The sequence below is a fragment of the Actinomycetes bacterium genome, from assembly GCA_024222295.1.
GTDB lineage: Bacteria > Actinomycetota > Acidimicrobiia > Acidimicrobiales > Microtrichaceae > JAAEPF01.
Window position 1 is genome coordinate 191426 of the sequence record JAAEPF010000025.1, and the last position, 14800, is coordinate 206225.

At 67.3% G+C, this 14800-nt stretch carries 13 protein-coding genes; 5 read left to right on the forward strand and 8 right to left on the reverse strand.

The annotated features are described in order from the left end of the window. A complete protein-coding gene (locus GY812_10500; protein MCP4435906.1) occupies window positions 1-795 on the reverse strand; it encodes an ABC transporter permease in 795 nt (264 codons plus the stop codon). A gap of 101 nt (window positions 796-896) precedes the next feature. Here GY812_10500 and GY812_10505 point away from each other — a divergent pair, with 101 nt between their 5' ends. Then, a complete protein-coding gene (locus GY812_10505) occupies window positions 897-1217 on the forward strand; it encodes a hypothetical protein (GenBank protein ID MCP4435907.1) in 321 nt (106 codons plus the stop codon). Window positions 1218-1244: 27 nt separating this feature from the next. Here the strand turns inward: GY812_10505 and GY812_10510 are convergent, their stop codons facing one another. Both GY812_10510 and GY812_10515 read right to left on the reverse strand, forming a co-directional pair. Further along, complete coding sequence (locus GY812_10510) at window positions 1245-2606, reverse strand: FAD-dependent oxidoreductase (protein ID MCP4435908.1); 1362 nt, start codon at window positions 2604-2606, stop codon at window positions 1245-1247. 63 nt (window positions 2607-2669) lie between these two features. After that, window positions 2670-2924 (reverse strand): hypothetical protein, encoded by a 255-nt coding sequence (locus tag GY812_10515; GenBank protein ID MCP4435909.1) that lies wholly within the window; start codon window positions 2922-2924, stop codon window positions 2670-2672. 161 nt (window positions 2925-3085) lie between these two features. Between GY812_10515 and GY812_10520 the strand changes: the two genes are divergently transcribed. Further along, window positions 3086-6034 carry a glycosyltransferase gene (locus GY812_10520; protein MCP4435910.1) on the forward strand — a complete coding sequence of 983 codons (2949 nt, stop codon included), beginning with the start codon at window positions 3086-3088 and terminating at the stop codon, window positions 6032-6034. Window positions 6035-6052: 18 nt separating this feature from the next. After that, entirely contained in the window at window positions 6053-6754 is a 702-nt protein-coding gene (locus GY812_10525; protein MCP4435911.1) for a UDP-N-acetylglucosamine acyltransferase, read from the forward strand. Window positions 6755-6769: 15 nt separating this feature from the next. Here the strand turns inward: GY812_10525 and GY812_10530 are convergent, their stop codons facing one another. Genes GY812_10530 through GY812_10545 form a run of 4 tightly spaced genes read right to left on the reverse strand, consistent with a single transcriptional unit; the run spans window position 6770 to window position 10524 of the window. Next, a complete protein-coding gene (locus tag GY812_10530; GenBank protein MCP4435912.1) occupies window positions 6770-7957 on the reverse strand; it encodes a glycosyltransferase family 4 protein in 1188 nt (395 codons plus the stop codon). Further along, complete coding sequence (locus tag GY812_10535; GenBank protein MCP4435913.1) at window positions 7954-8472, reverse strand: acyltransferase; 519 nt, start codon at window positions 8470-8472, stop codon at window positions 7954-7956. The genes GY812_10530 and GY812_10535 overlap by 4 nt, the downstream gene beginning before the upstream one ends. Then, window positions 8406-9344 carry an NAD-dependent epimerase/dehydratase family protein gene (locus GY812_10540; protein ID MCP4435914.1) on the reverse strand — a complete coding sequence of 313 codons (939 nt, stop codon included), beginning with the start codon at window positions 9342-9344 and terminating at the stop codon, window positions 8406-8408. Before GY812_10540 ends, GY812_10535 begins: the two co-directional genes overlap by 67 nt. A 40-nt stretch (window positions 9345-9384) precedes the next feature. Beyond that, the gene (locus tag GY812_10545; protein ID MCP4435915.1) at window positions 9385-10524 is read right to left on the reverse strand and encodes a DegT/DnrJ/EryC1/StrS family aminotransferase; all 1140 of its coding nucleotides are present in this window, start codon (window positions 10522-10524) and stop codon (window positions 9385-9387) included. 77 nt (window positions 10525-10601) lie between these two features. Between GY812_10545 and GY812_10550 the strand changes: the two genes are divergently transcribed. Together GY812_10550 and GY812_10555 are read left to right on the forward strand one after the other, a co-directional pair. Further along, complete coding sequence (locus GY812_10550; protein ID MCP4435916.1) at window positions 10602-11699, forward strand: DegT/DnrJ/EryC1/StrS family aminotransferase; 1098 nt, start codon at window positions 10602-10604, stop codon at window positions 11697-11699. After that, on the forward strand, window positions 11699-12670 hold the full coding sequence (locus GY812_10555; GenBank protein ID MCP4435917.1) for a Gfo/Idh/MocA family oxidoreductase: 972 nt from the start codon (window positions 11699-11701) through the stop codon (window positions 12668-12670). The genes GY812_10550 and GY812_10555 overlap by 1 nt, the downstream gene beginning before the upstream one ends. A 3-nt stretch (window positions 12671-12673) precedes the next feature. Here the strand turns inward: GY812_10555 and GY812_10560 are convergent, their stop codons facing one another. Then, window positions 12674-14785, reverse strand: coding sequence for a hypothetical protein (locus GY812_10560; protein MCP4435918.1), 2112 nt, complete (start codon window positions 14783-14785; stop codon window positions 12674-12676). Between the last annotated feature and the right edge of the window lie 15 nt (window positions 14786-14800).

Genomic DNA, 14800 nt, shown 5'->3' on the forward strand with positions numbered 1-14800 from the left:
TCACAGCTCCTCGATCACTTTGGGTGCGTTGCGCGAGAAGATCCACCAGCCCAGCACGAGGCTGGCGACAGCAGAACCCACCATGACCGACCAGTTCACCGCGGTCGGCATCGAGTGGAGGTAGAAGGCGTTGCGCATGCCGTCTGCGTAGTGCGTCAGGGGGTTCAGGCGGATGAGCGTCTGCCATCCATCGGGCACGATGGAGAGCGGGTAGACGATCGGGGTCGCGTAGAACATGACCTGCAGTCCGATTCCGACCAGGTAGCCGACGTCCCGGAAGCGGATGTTCCCGAGGCCCACGACGAGGCCCAGGCCGTAGGCGAACAGCGCCAGGAGGATCAGCACGGGCAGCCCGATGACGAAGGTCCAGCTGACGTTGCCGACCAGCACCATGAAACCCATCAGGATCAGCGTCTCCAGACCTGCCTGCAGTGCCGTCGTCATCAGGCCGGAGACCATCGGGCACTCGGGCGGGAAGTAGGTCCTGGTTAGCAGCCCTCCGGCAGAGGCGAAGTTGGCGATCAGGGTGTTGATGGTCCCGGAGAAGAAGTTCCAGGCCACCAGGGCGCTGAACAGGTAGAGCGCAAAGCTGCTCGTCGTACCATTGCCGGCGACCGGGGGTTCCGCCCGCAGGAACACGCCGAACACCACCGTGAACACCGCAAGGGTCACGGCCGGGTTGATCAGCGACCACAGCCACCCGAGAACGCTCTTCTTGTATCGGGATTTCAGGTCTCGCTGGGCGAGGTTGCCGATCAGCGTGCGGTACTGCCAGACCTGCGCGGGCGTGGACAAAGAACACCTCTGGTAGGGGGAGAACCAACGGTACCAGTGGCGCCACTCAGGGCCGGAAACCCTCCTACAGTGATGACCGTCACCGCGACGGAGGTACGCACGTGGGTCTCAAGGACAGGTTCAGGGCGACATTGGGCGCCCTCAAGCAGCTCCCCGACGTGCATCGTCGCGTGCTGCGCCTCGAGGAGCAGGCCGCCCATGACACGGCCCTGCTGGCCGAGGTCAACCAGCGCACGCTGGCGCTCAGCCACCAGGTCGAGCACATCGAGTCGCTGCTCTCGCAGGTCGACCCGCAGGCAACCAACGACATCGCGATCGGCGTTCGCGACTCGGTACGCGAGCTGAGCATCGAGCTCACCGAGCAGGCCAACCGTACATCCGAGCTGCTGGCCCAGCTGTCGGAGCGCGCCGAATCCACCTAGCCCGCGGACTGGCGAGCCTACGCCCGCCTACTCGGCGGCTTCGGTGAGGGCTTCGGACAACGCGGGGTGCACGAATATGCACTCGGCGATGTCGTTGACCGTGAGGCCGTTGGTGACAGCCACCGCGATCACTGCGATCAGCTCTGCTGCCGCGCTGCCCACGATCGAGCCGCCGAGCACCACCCCGGTCGCGGGGTCCGAGATGATCTTCACGAACCCCCGGGGGTCGTTGTTGATCAAGGCCTTCGCGGAACTGGCGAAGGGCACCTTGGTTACCCTCACCTTGCGACCCTCGGCGAACGCGTCGGCCTCGGCGAGGCCCACATCCGCGATCTCGGGCTCGGTGAAGATCGCCGAGGCGGCCTTCTCGTAGTCGAGGTGGCGGTGGTCGACCTTGTGCAGGCCCATCACGTGCTCGGCGATCTTGCGGCCCTGCATCGAGGCCACCGAGCTGAGCGGCAGCTTGCCCGACACGTCGCCGGCCACGTAGATGTGCGGCACGTTGGTGCGCATGTGGTGGTCGACCTCGGCCACCCAGTCGCCGTCCATCTCCACACCGGCTGCCTCGAGGCCCACACCCTCCACGTTGGGCACCGACCCGATGGCGAGCAGTACATGGCTGCCCTCGGCCACGCGCCCGTCGTTGCAGCGAACCGACACGCCGCCCTCTGTGCGGTCGACGCCCACGGCGCGAGCGCCCTTGAAGAGCTGCACGCCGCGACCGAGGAAGTCGTCCTCGAGCACGGCTGCGACCTCCGGGTCCTTGCCGGGCAGCACCTGCTGGCGGCTCACGATCAGGGTCACGTCCGAGCCGAGGCTCGAGAACATGTGCACGAACTCAACACCGGTCACACCGGAGCCCACCACCACCAGGTGTGACGGCAGCTCCTTCGGTGGGTAGGCGTCTCGGGTTGTGAGCACCCGGTCGCCGTCGGGCTCTGCCCAGTCGGGGATGCGGGGGCGGCTGCCGGTGCTCACCATCACGGCGTCGGCTTCGAAGTTGAGCTCGCCCTCGGTCGTGTCGGCCACGACCGTGTTTGCGTCGACCAGCCGGCCGGTGCCGCGCACGATGTCGACGCCCTGGCTCTCCAGCAGGGAACGGCCCTGTTCCTCCAGCCGCCCGGTGATCGTGTCGATCCGGGAACGGAGCGCGTCGAGGTCGAGCGCAGCCGGAGTGACCGAGAGGCCCATTCCCGACGCAGCCGACACGTCGTCGAGCGCCTCCGCCGTGGCGATCATCGCCTTGGATGGCACGCAGTCGAGCAGGTGGGCAGCGCCACCCACGATGTCGCGCTCGATCAGGGTCACCTGGGCCCCGAGGCGGGCCGCGGTGGTGGCGGCCTGGGTGCCAGCGGGGCCACCGCCGATGATCACGAAGCTAAGCGACATGGCTCCAAGGCTACCGGTGCACGGCTGCGGCACATGTCGGCGACGGGCAGCGTCACCGGCGGTTCAGCCTTCGGCGGGCTCAGGGCGGCGAAGCACCTTGCGCCGAACCTTCAGTGCGGCCTGCACACCCGGCAGGGTCAACAGCTTGCCGACGTACTGCTCGAGTTGGTGGTTGCGGCGCCGCAGCTCGTGGATGTCGGCGTTCTCGTCGACCATCGCCTCGATCAGGCGATCCTGCGCGGCCACGCGGAGGCGAAGTTCCTCGAGCTCCGACGGCCCATCGGCTCCGGTCGGCTCGCTGATCCCACTGCTCGACATCGGACTCCATCCAGACCACGGCCACCCAGCCGTGTTGTGTTCGACCCCGTCGGGGTCGTGTCAACGGGGGCCAGCAGGGCCGCTGGTACCGTTTCGGTGTCGATCCTACCGGCCCACTCCCCCATGACCCGACTGCCGATGACAACCCACTTGAGCACCGAATGACCGCCACCGAGCTGGCGGTCCTGCACCGCAGCATCCCCGGCCCGCGCTCGGCCGACCCACGCGACAGACAGGTGTTCCGCCGCATCCTCGAGCTGGCAGACCTCGGGTTCGCGATCACCCTCGTGCCGGCCGAGTTGTTGCCGGAGGGCGGCGCGCCAACGGCGTTGCGCTCGGCGGGGGTCACCGTCGACGTCGCCTACCGCGAGGGTGTGCCCAGGCGCCTCGCCCGACTCGACAGCCCTGGCGCGTGCCTCGTCACAACCTCCCTGTTGCTGCCGCGTGCGCACCGCGAAGCGGTGCTCGGATGGACCGGCCCCGTGGTGGTGGATCTCGATCACCTCCCCAGCCAGGAACGTCTGCTCGGACGCACGACCATGCGAGATGCGGAGCAACCGGGCATCGACACCGAGATCGAGCACCTGGTCGCGATCGAGTCGGAGCTGTTGGAGCGCGCCGACCTTGTGATGACTCCCACGGCCGAAGTCGCTGCGACCGTCCCGCTCGGTGCCGCGGTCGTACCGCCCGCCGCTCTGCCCGAGCCGGCACGCAGCAGCGATGTCGCTGCGCATGTGGTCATGCCGGCCCGGCTCACCGACGAGTGGGCAACGCCCGACGAAGGTGCTCTCCCGGCGCTAGACCAGGTGATCTCGGGGTTGGGCATCGACCAAGGCGTGCTGATCACGCCCGAGGACACCGTCGCCCGACTTCGCCACAACGTGCGCTGCAGCGCCCCAATCGCGGCGCTGCGCGAATCCGCCGATGCGACCTCAGCCTCCGGGATCGCGCTCGACCTGCGTTCCTACGGAGTCCCCACCTTCACAAGGCGCTTCGAGCTCTCAGCCGCAGGGGTCCCCTGGGTCGCCACGTCCACCGCACTGGGAATCGACGACCCGGCCATGGCCCGCCTCGACTTCGGTGAACTGGCTTCGCTGTTCGTGGCGGACGACCCCGATGGCCAGGCTGCCGCGGTCCGGGCGCTGCTGGCCGAGGAGGAACTGCGCGACGAACTGGTGAAGGTGCAACGGGCACACATGCTCAGCGATGTCGACGGCACGGCGTCGGCCCTGCTGGCAGCCGAACTGGCCTCGGCCGGCATCATCGCAGCACCGGGCAGCCGCAGCACGGGACGCACCGAAGCAGCGCTCCAAACCACCGAGTACCTCGTGGTGCCCAACGAGGGCACCCTTGCTGCGGCCGACCCCCGCATCGAGGCCCTCGAAGCCGAGATGCTGCCGATCCGGCTCCACGATCGCGACACGTCGATCAACCTCCAGAGCACCGTCGACGCGGATGCCCGCTACCGGGTGTTCGCCCGCACCCACCTCGAAGCACCGCCCGCATCCACTCCAACGCAGACACCCGAGTCGACGGCAGTGCGCTTCAGCGTGCTCGTGCCCACCTACGACACCGATCCCGACCTGCTGGATGAGTGCATTGCGTCGGTGGCGGCCCAGCAGCACGACAACTGGGAGCTGTGCATCGTGGATGACGGCTCCCCGTCCGACGCCCACCACGAGGTGCTGCGCCGCTGGGAGGAAGCCGACGATCGCATTCTGGTGCAGTTCAACCCGTGGAACCAGGGCATCGGGCTCGCCAGCAACGACGCCCTCGCCATGGCTGCCGGCGACTGGATAGTGCTGCTCGACCACGACGACGTGCTCAAGCCCGACGCGCTTGCCTGGTGCGCCCGCTACATCACCACCTGCCCCGAATACGACATGTGGTACTCCGACGAGGACAAGATCCTGCTCGACGGCCAGCTCGGCATGCCGTTCTTCAAGCCCGACTGGTCGCCCGACTTCGTGCGCGGCGTCAACTATGTGTGCCACCTGCTGTGCGCCCGCGCCGAGGTGGTCGACGAAGTGGGTGGGTTCCGGCGCGGGTTCGACGGTGCCCAGGACTACGACCTCGTGCTCCGCCTCACCGAGCGGATCGCGGAGCGGGGCTCGTCGGTGGGCCACATCGCAAAGCCGCTGTACTCGTGGCGGATGATCCCCGGCTCCACCGCCCTCGCCACATCCGAGAAGCCGGCCGCGCACCACGCCGGGCAAAGGGCGCTGGAGGAGTCGATCGTGCGCCGATTCGAGCCGGCGACCGTTAGTGACGGGGAGTACGACACGACGCACCGGATCCGCTACAGCGTCGACACCTCAGAGCTGCTCACGATCATGATCCCCACCCGCGACCGGGTGGATCTGCTCGCCAACTGCATCAGCCGGGTGCGGGAGACGACGGGCGGCATCGACTACGAGCTGCTGATCGTCGACAACGACTCGGAGGACCCGGCCACTCTCGCCTACATGGACGAGCTCGTGGCCGAGGGCCACCAGGTGGTGCGCTACCCCCACGAGTTCTCGTTCGCCCGGCAGGTAAACCTCGGAACGCTCCACGCCCGCGGCGACCTGCTGTTGATCCTCAACAACGACACGTGGGCCCGCAACGACGACTGGCTGTTGCGGATGATGGAGCACGCCCAGCGTCCCGAGGTCGGAATGGTGGGCGCCAAGTTGATGTTCCCCGAGGGCATGCGCGGCGATCGGCCCCAACACGAGGGGATCGTGATGGGCATGGCCGGGCTCGCCTACAACATCGACCTCGGCGGCTACATGGGCATGGACCAGTTCGTGCGCGACACCTCGGGGGTCACCGCTGCGTGTGCGATGGTGCGGCCTTCCGTGTTGCTCGGCGTCGGCGGCATGGAAGAGCGCCTCCGCGTGGCCTACAACGACGTCGACTTCGGCCTTCGGATCGGCGAGTACGGCTACCGGGTCGTCTACACACCACATGCCGTGCTGGAGCATCCCGAGTCGGCATCGCGCGGCAGCCTGCACCCCGGTGAGGACGAGCTCTGGCTGCTCGACCGCTGGGGCGACAAGGGCTCGGTGCGGGAACCATTCATCAGCCCCCAGCTCGAGTGGTGCATGCCGGTGTTCTACCGGCTCTGACCCCGTAGCGTGGGAAGCGTGAACCGCATCCACGAGAGCGCAGTCATCGGACCGGGTGTCGAACTGGGAGACGACAACGTGGTCGGTCCCGGCGCGGTGATCCTCGGCCCGGCAACCGTTGGCAGCGGCAACTGGATCGGCCCCAACGTGGTGATCGGCACGCCGGCGGAGATGCGAGATGCGCCGCACCCCGCGGCGTGGGAGGAGCCGGCAGACCATGGCGGACTGCTGATCGGCGACAACAACGTGCTGCGTGACGGTGTGGTTATCCACGCCCCCCACTTCGGCCAGACGAGGATCGGCAGCGACTGCTACGTGATGAACAACTGCTACGTGGGCCACGACGGCAACGTCGCCGACGGCGTCACGATGGCGAGCACGGTGGTGATGGGTGGCCACTGCCGCATCGGTGAGGGCGCCAACCTCGGCCTCGCCGCAGTTCTCCACCAGCGCACGGTTGTCGGCGAAGGGGCCATGGTCGGGATGGGTGCCGTGCTCACACGCAACGTGCCACCGTTTGCCAAGGCGTTCGGCAACCCATGCCGGGTTCAGGGCGCCAACGTCGTCGGCATGGAGCGCCTCGGCATCAACGAATCGGTCGCGAAGGAGCTCGACTCCGCCTACGCCGACTGGCCCGGCCCACCCGCCGCGTTGCCGGTGCCGCCCGACGGGCTGCAGGGCGCCTTCGAGCGCTACGCCGAGGCAACCAGCGCCGACTGAACCCCGGCCGGCCGGTCAGGTGCCGGTGATCCGCTCGAACGCCTCGAGGTGCTTTGCAGCCACGGCCTCGATCGTAAAGTACTCGTGAATCAGCTTCTGGCCCTCTTCGGCCACGTGCTGTGCGGCGTCGGGGTTGGAGAGGATCTTCGACAACGCCCCCGAGAGCTCGGCGGGCCGGCCCTCCGACACGAGAACCACGTTGTCGCCGTCGCGCAGCTCGATGCCGCGGAAGTTGTCCACGTGCACCGCCGCCACCACGGGCACACCCGCGGCCATCGCCTCCAGGCTCGCTGTGCCGAACCCCAGGCCTTCCAGGTCGTGTGCCTCCACCTGCGCCGCAGCTAAGTAGTCAGGGATCTCGTCCTTCGGCACAGCACCGGTCGTGATGATGTTGTCGCGCACACCGAGTTCCTCGGCCCGCTCGAGGAAACGGGGGAAGTGCACATTGCCCACAACCATCACAGCCACGTCGGGGAACTGGCGCACCACACCCGGCAGTGACTCCACCAGCAGCATCCGGTCGCGCAGTGGGATCACATGGCCGAGCGACATCACCACCGGCCTGTCACCGAGATCCCACTTCTCGCGCACCCGGCCGCCGTCTCCGGGCCGTGCGAAGCGCCCGACCTCGATGCCAACGGGAATGTCGACCATCCGTTGCTCCCGGGTGAAGTACCGGGACCGGATGTACGCGTCCATCTTGCGATCCATGACCACCATGTACGGGTCATAGGAGTTGACCAGCGGCCGCACGATGCCGTAGTCGAGTAGCGCGAAAGCGAGCGCATAGAGCCGGTTGGGGTTCTCCAGGCGCGTGTGCACGCTCAACAGCACGGGGACGTCGTGGCGCGCTGCCCAGCGGCCGGTGAGCCATGCAAGGTCGAGGAACTGACCGTGCTGGTGCACGATCTCGGGCTGGAACTCGCCCAGCAGCTTCGAGATCCGCCTGATGTTGGACGGCCTCGATGCGAACGTGATGTCGAAGTCGATCGACAGGCCGAACTTGGGCAGGTTCCACGCAGGCAGGCGCACCACCCGGTAGCCACGGTCCGACTCCTCCTCGGCGGGGGCATCGCCGAACGCTGCGGTGAGCACCAGCACCTCGTGGCCCTCCAGCGCGTACTGGTGCGCGAGCGACTCCGACAGGTGCGAGCTGCCGCCCACCCTCGGCGGGAAGAAGTTGTTGACCACGAGAATCCTCACGAGGGCAGCTCCCCTTCGTGGCGCAGTGTCACGTCGCCGCCGTCGACCTCTACCTGGCCGATGACCACCGCAGGCACACCCGCCACGATCGTGCCGGCCGCCACGTCGCGCGTGACCACCGCACCTGCGCCGATCACGGCACCATCACCCACTGTCACGCCCATGTTGACCACTGCGTTGGCCCCGATGAACACGCGGTTGCCGATCGTGGTGGGAGCGCGGTCGACCTCTGGATACTCCCTGCCCGACACGCACCGCTTCGTAGTCGAATGCGTGTACACCTGCGATCCGGCAGACAGGTCACATCCGCTTCCGATCGTGAGGCCGCCGGAGCCGTCAACCACACAGAACGCGCCGATCCAGGTTCCCTCGCCAATCTGGGGCTCCCCCACGATCCATGCGAGGGGGTGGAAGGGATTGTCGGGCAGCCCCGTGGTGGGGTCGGTTGTCACCGTCCCAGAGCTTCCTTCACCAACTCGGCCATTCCGTCCTCGACCGCGATGGTGGGGTTCCACCCGAGCACTTCCTGCGCCCTGGTGATGTCGGCGGCACGGCGGCTCACCAGAACGTCTCGCGGGTTGAAGATCGGCTCCACGTCCGAACCCACCGCATCGATCAGGATCTCGGCGAGGCGGGCAACCGACGTCTGGATCCCTGTGCCCACGTTTATTGCCATGTTGGAACGGTCGGCCTCTAGTGCAGCAACCGCGGATGCGGCCACATCGTGCACGTGCACGAAGTCCATCGACTGGTCGCCCTTGCCGTCGATCACCGGCGGCTCGCCCGCCACGATGCGGTTGACGAAGTGGTTGATGACCGATGTGTAGTACGCCTGCGTCTTCTGGCCCGGGCCGTACACATTGAAGAATCGGAGCGCAATCCATGACAGGTCGGCCTGGCGCTCGTAGAAGCCGCAGAGCAGCTCCCCTGTGTACTTGCCGATGCAGTACGGCGTGAGCGGGTTCAGCGGCCCGTCCTCGGCCATGGGCAGCGACTCCGGCTCGCCGTAGACCGAGGCGCTCGAGGCGAACACGAGGCGCTTCACGCCCTGCTCGGCTGCGGCAGCGATCACGTTGTGGTTGCCACGCATGTTGATGTCGACCGATTCGTCGGGGTCGGCCACGGACTTGTTGATCGAGACCGTCGCGAAGTGGATCGCGTAGTCACATCCCTTCATCGCCCGCTGGACGGCTCCGCCGTAACGCACATCGTTCTCGACGAGCTCCACGTCATCGCCGAGCATGGCCTCGACCTGCTCGCGGTTGCCGCGGTAGGTCATCGAGTCGAGGATGCGCACGCGGTAGCCACGCTCGAGCAGCATCGGCAGCACGTGCATCCCGATGAAGCCGGCGCCGCCGGTGAACAGGACTGTGGGCTTGTCAGGCATGTCGGGGGGGTTCCTTTTCTGGGTGTTGCCGGGCCGGCGGTCAGCGGATGCAGTCCGCAGCAGTGTCGAGCACGGCCTTGGCCACCCGCTCCACATCGGACTCGGACAGCTCGCCATGCATCGGGATCGCCAGATGCCGCTCGAAGACGTCAGCTGAAGTCTCACAGACGTCGTCGCTCTCGTACAACGGCTGGAGGTGGCACGCGAAGGTGCCGATATTGCAGCCGATCCCCTGCTCGCGCAGCCGCATTGCCAGCCGGCCACGGTCGACCTCCCGGGCGACCGTCACTGCGTAGGTCTGCCAGGGGTGTGTTCGACCGGGCGCGACCACCGGAAGCTCGAGCAGCTCCGTGCCGCCCAGCAGCTCGGCGTAGCCGGCCGCAGCCCTCGACCGGGCAGCGAGGATGCCGTCGAGGCGGCCGAGCTGCACATGTGCAATCGCACTCGCGATGTCGGACATCTTGTAGTTCCACCCGAGGTTGGCGAACACGGGTATGGGCAGGCCACCCGCGCCGGAGCGGCTGAGTGCCGACTCCACCCCGAACGACAACCGGGTGCCCACGAACGCATCGACGTCGTCACGGCCGGTGGTGACCACGCCTCCCTCTCCGGATGTGATCCCCTTGCGTCCGTGGAGGCTGAACGTGGCGGCGTCGGCCAGGCCAGGGTGGCCCGCCGGGCGGCCGCCATAACTTGCTCCCGCGGAGCAGGCTGCGTCTTCCACGAGCCACAGGCCCTTCGCCTCCGCTATGCGTCCCAACTCGTCCCAGTCGGCGGGCTGGCCGAGGGTGTCGACGCCGACTATCCCCACAGTGCGCTCGCCAACGAGGGCCTCCACCGACGCGGGGTCGACGAGGCCGGTGTTGGGCTTCACATCGGCAAACCGCGGCGTGGCCCCGCAGTAGAGAACGGCATGGGCGGTGGCCGGGTAGGTGTAGTCGGCGACGATCACCTCGTCGCCCGGCCCGGCGCCCAGCGCCAGGTACGCGAGGTGCAAGCCGGCGGTGCAGTTGTTGACCGCTTTGGCATGCGGAGCACCAACGGTTGCGGCGAATGCGGCTTCGAAGGCGCGCCCGGCCGGCCCCTGACCGGCCACCCAGCCCGACTCGAGGACCTCCCGCACCGCCTCCACTTCCTCGTCGCCCGTGGTGGGGCGTCCAAGTGGGATCTCGTCGCTCATGTAACCGACAGTGTAGGGGTGGCCCGCGCGGCGGCGAAGAATGGCAGCGGGAGGGCGATCACCTAGCATCGCCCCCGATGATTCCCATCTCCACAGTGGCCCTGCCCGAGGGCACCGAAGAGACCGTGGTCGAGGCGCTCCGGTCAGGGCAGGTGGCCCAGGGCCCGCTGGTGGCCGAGTTCGAAACCGGCTTCGCTGCGCTCACCGGGGTCCCGCATGCGGTCGCGGTCAACAACGGCACCACAGCGCTGATCGCCGCCATCCAGGTACTCGAACTCGAGCCCGGCGACGAGGTGATCACGTCACCCTTCACCTTCGTGGCCACCCTCAACGCGATCCTCGGCGCCGGTGCCACGGTGCGGTTCTCCGACATCAGCGACGCCGACTTCAACATCGACCCCACCGCGGCCGATGCCGCTGTGAACGACCGCACCCGCGTGATGATGCCGGTCCACCTCTACGGCCAGTGCGCCGACCTCGATGCGATCGACCGGATCGTCGAAGCCAACGACCTGGCACTGGTGGAAGACGCTGCGCAGGCTCACGGAGCCACCATCGGTGACCGCGCGGCCGGCTCCAGCGGACTCGGCTGCTTCTCGTTCTACGCGACTAAGAACCTCACCACAGGTGAGGGCGGAATGGTCACCACCACCGACGACGCTCTCGCCGACAGGCTGCGCCTGCTCCGCAATCAGGGCATGCGTGCCCGTTACCAGTACGAGATGGCGGGCAACAACTACCGGATGACCGACGTGGCCGCTGCCATCGGGCTTCCGCAGCTGGCCGGCTACCACGCCAACGTGGAGGCGCGCCGCAGGAATGCCGCCGCTCTGACCGACGCGCTGGCCGGCATCGAAGGGCTGGTGACGCCGCGTGTCGCTGAGGGACGCGGCCATGTGTGGCACCAGTACACGGTGCGCGTCACCGACGATGCCGCACTCAGCCGCGACGAGCTTCACGACAACCTGCAGGCCAATGCCGTGGGCTGCGGGATCTACTACCCGAAGCTCGTGCACGACTACGACTGCTACAGGGACCATCCCCTGGTTAGAACGGACAACACCCCGGTCGCGGCGCGGGTCTGCGGAGAGGTCCTGTCGCTGCCCGTGCACCCCGGACTCTCCGATGGCGACCTCGACAAGGTCGCCTCCACCATCAGATCGGCGCTTTCCTGATGACCCCGGTGCGCATCGGCCTGATCGGCGCCGGGTCCATGGGCTCGCTGCACGCCCGGGTGATTTCGCAGTCGGACCGCGCCGAGCTCGCGTGGGTGGCCGACCCCAACCGCGAGGTCGGCGAGGAGATCGCCGGTCGTTTCGGCTCGAGCTGGGTCGAGGGCCCGGACTTCGCGTCGGTCGATGCCGTGTTCGTGGCCGCCGCAACGCAGTTCCACCATCCGATCGCACTTGAAGTGCTCGACGCCGGCAAGCCGATGCTGGTCGAGAAGCCCCTCGCCGACACCCTCGAACACTCGACCGAGATCGTGAACCGCTCGGCCGAACTCGGACTCCCCCTGATGTGTGGCTTCCTCGAGCGCTACAACCCGGCAATCCTCACCGCGATGGAGTTCGTGGAGAAGCCGATCCACGCCGCCGCCTCCAGGCACTCGCCCTATGTCGCCCGGATCCGCACCGGTGTCGCCTCGGACCTGCTCATCCACGACCTCGACGTATTGTTGCGGGTGTTCAACGAGGAGCCGACCGCAGCGGAGGGCCACCTCGGCTTCTTCCACCCCGACAGCGCAGAGGGCGCCGAGGACATGGCCGACGCAATCGTCGACTTCCCATCAGGTGGCATCGGCATGGCGACTGCCAGCCGCACCTCACAGCGGAAGATCCGAACCCTCACCATCACCGAGCTCGACCGGCAGATCGAGCTCGACCTCGTTCGGCAGGACATCACCATCTACCGACATGTCGGCAATGCCCCGGTCGAGGACTCCGGCCTCGGCTACAGCCAACAGACCGTGATCGACATCCCGGTGATCCGCCACCAGCGCGAACCTCTCGCAACGCAGCTCGACCGCTTCATCGACATCCTTGACGGCTCCATCGACGCAGATGTCGAGCGTGACTCACTGCTACCGCCACACCTGCTTCTCGAGGTGGTCAGGCGCTCGGCGAGCCGCCAGAACCAGCGTCGCTGACCGCTACTTGACCACCACGGTGCGACATCCCATGCCCGTGTGAGCGCCGTGCCCGAAGTTGATCGCGTAAACACACACGTCGTGAGCCCCCGGAGCGGCAGGGATCTGGCGGTCGAAGCCATGCCATGGTCCGGCGTCGGTCCGCATGAGACCGATTCCCAGGTGCGCCTGGTTGGCCGGGCCCAGGTCGATGCTGTGACCATCAATGCTCACGTGCACGTCGGTGGGGTCACGCACCCAGCTCGGGTCGATGCTCCAGCCACGAAGGTAGATGTAGCCCTTGCGACCCTCGACGGCCTCAAGTGTGCCGAAGGGTGACCACTTGGCCGGGTCAGGCAGGTCCACCGGACCGGTTGACGTATGCGTTCGGCGGTTGCCGAGGGGGTCGGTGATCTTCACATGGACCCAGTACCGAGCCGGTGGGAAGTCGGCACCAGACCAGTGCACGGTGTTGACACCGGGAGCAACGTTGACGTTCGCGATGTTGCTTGCCCCGTTGCCAAGCCAGGGGTCGGTGTCGACGAACACCTCAGCGGTCGACCCGGCCTGGTGCGCCCGGTCCTCGAAGCGGATGGGGAAGCTGCCCCCGTAGGGAATGCGGTCGTCGTGGGCAATCCGGATGTCGTCCAGGTGCCAACTCCTCATGCCCGGATCCTCATGCGGGTCGAACCGCAGCAGATGGACCCAGCGGCTCAGCGGGCCGCCGAACCCGAGACCGGACTGACCAACGTTCTCGACATCTGCCGGGTTGGCCGTCTTGAGATCCACTGAGTACGTCTGTGGCCCGAGCACCGGGAACACGTCCTTGCTGCACGTGGCCGGTCCGTTGGCGAGGAACCAGCAGAACCGGGTGTCGAGGCCCTCTCCGGGCACCTGATTGGTGCCCCAGGTGCCGTCGTAGGTGATCCGCCACGTGATCCGGTGCCACTCCTCTGCATCGAGTACGGGCCCGTTCCAGAAGGCATCCGTGAGGTACACCTGCGGGTCATCGAACAGGCCTGCCGAATGTGCATGAAGCTGCCCACCGAACACCCCGAATTCCGCATTGCGGACATTCGGAAGGCCATCGAACATGGTGAACGTGTCGGCGACGTTGGAGTAGTCGTTGCCTTCGCCCCGCGTTGCCTCGAACCAGTCGCCTTCGCCTGCCACGTCCGGGTCGAGCACGACGGGCCGGGGTGCCGGGTCGATCGTCACGGCGGGTGACGGCGCCGAGAAGTCGCCACCGATCTCGAAGTCGAGGTGGTATGCCCCCGGGACCAACGCACCAAGGTCGACGGTGGACTGGCCGGGACCAAGGTTGTGGCGGAGCACACCCGCCCCCGACCCCTGATTGGTCGCGGTGCCGTTGTCTGCGGTGTTGGAGTTGTTGTCGTGCCACAGGTTGGCGGTGGCACCGGAGTTGGTGACGCCCACCGTCGCCGTGCCCGGCTGGTACACCCGTACGCTGTCGATGACTCCCTGAACGCCGGACACGCCCGCTGCCGATGGCTGCCAAGCGAGCCGGACTATCGGCCCCTGCGTCCAGGGCGTGCCCGCGATGCTGTTGGGCTGGCCCGCATCGGTGTAGCTGTCGGAATCGTTGGCGCCCGTGAGGTCGAGATCGTATGTGTGCCAGCCCGCCCTCAGGTTGAAGGCCTTGGTGCCCTGGCAGGCCCCGCCTGGCACCTGCCCCGCGCAGTGGTCCCAGACGATGAAACCCGTGATGTTGCGGTCGGTGTAGGCACGCACCGCCAGCCGGGTGTACCGCGAGGAGTCGATTGGGCGGTGAGTGGCCTCGCGGTGCTCGAGTACGACCAACTCATTTGGAGCCGAGTCCGTGAAATAGAGGCGCCCCGCTCCCCACCACTGGTGGTAGTTGAGTACTCCGTTGGCCATGGAGGTGTTGATGCCCGGGCTCCGGCGGTGTGGAGTGGTGTCGAAATCCTCCGGATTCGACATGTCCATGGGATCGGCCCACACATCCGTGAAGTACTCAGCTGCCTCAGGGATCGTCACCCGACTGAGAACGGGCGCCGGTGGAGCCGAGGCAACGGCGGCCTGCGCTGAGGGCACAAGCCCGAACGCGAACACAGCCAACGCTGCAAACACCCCAGTTGCGAGCCGCGTCTTCATGACTCCTCCAGCATC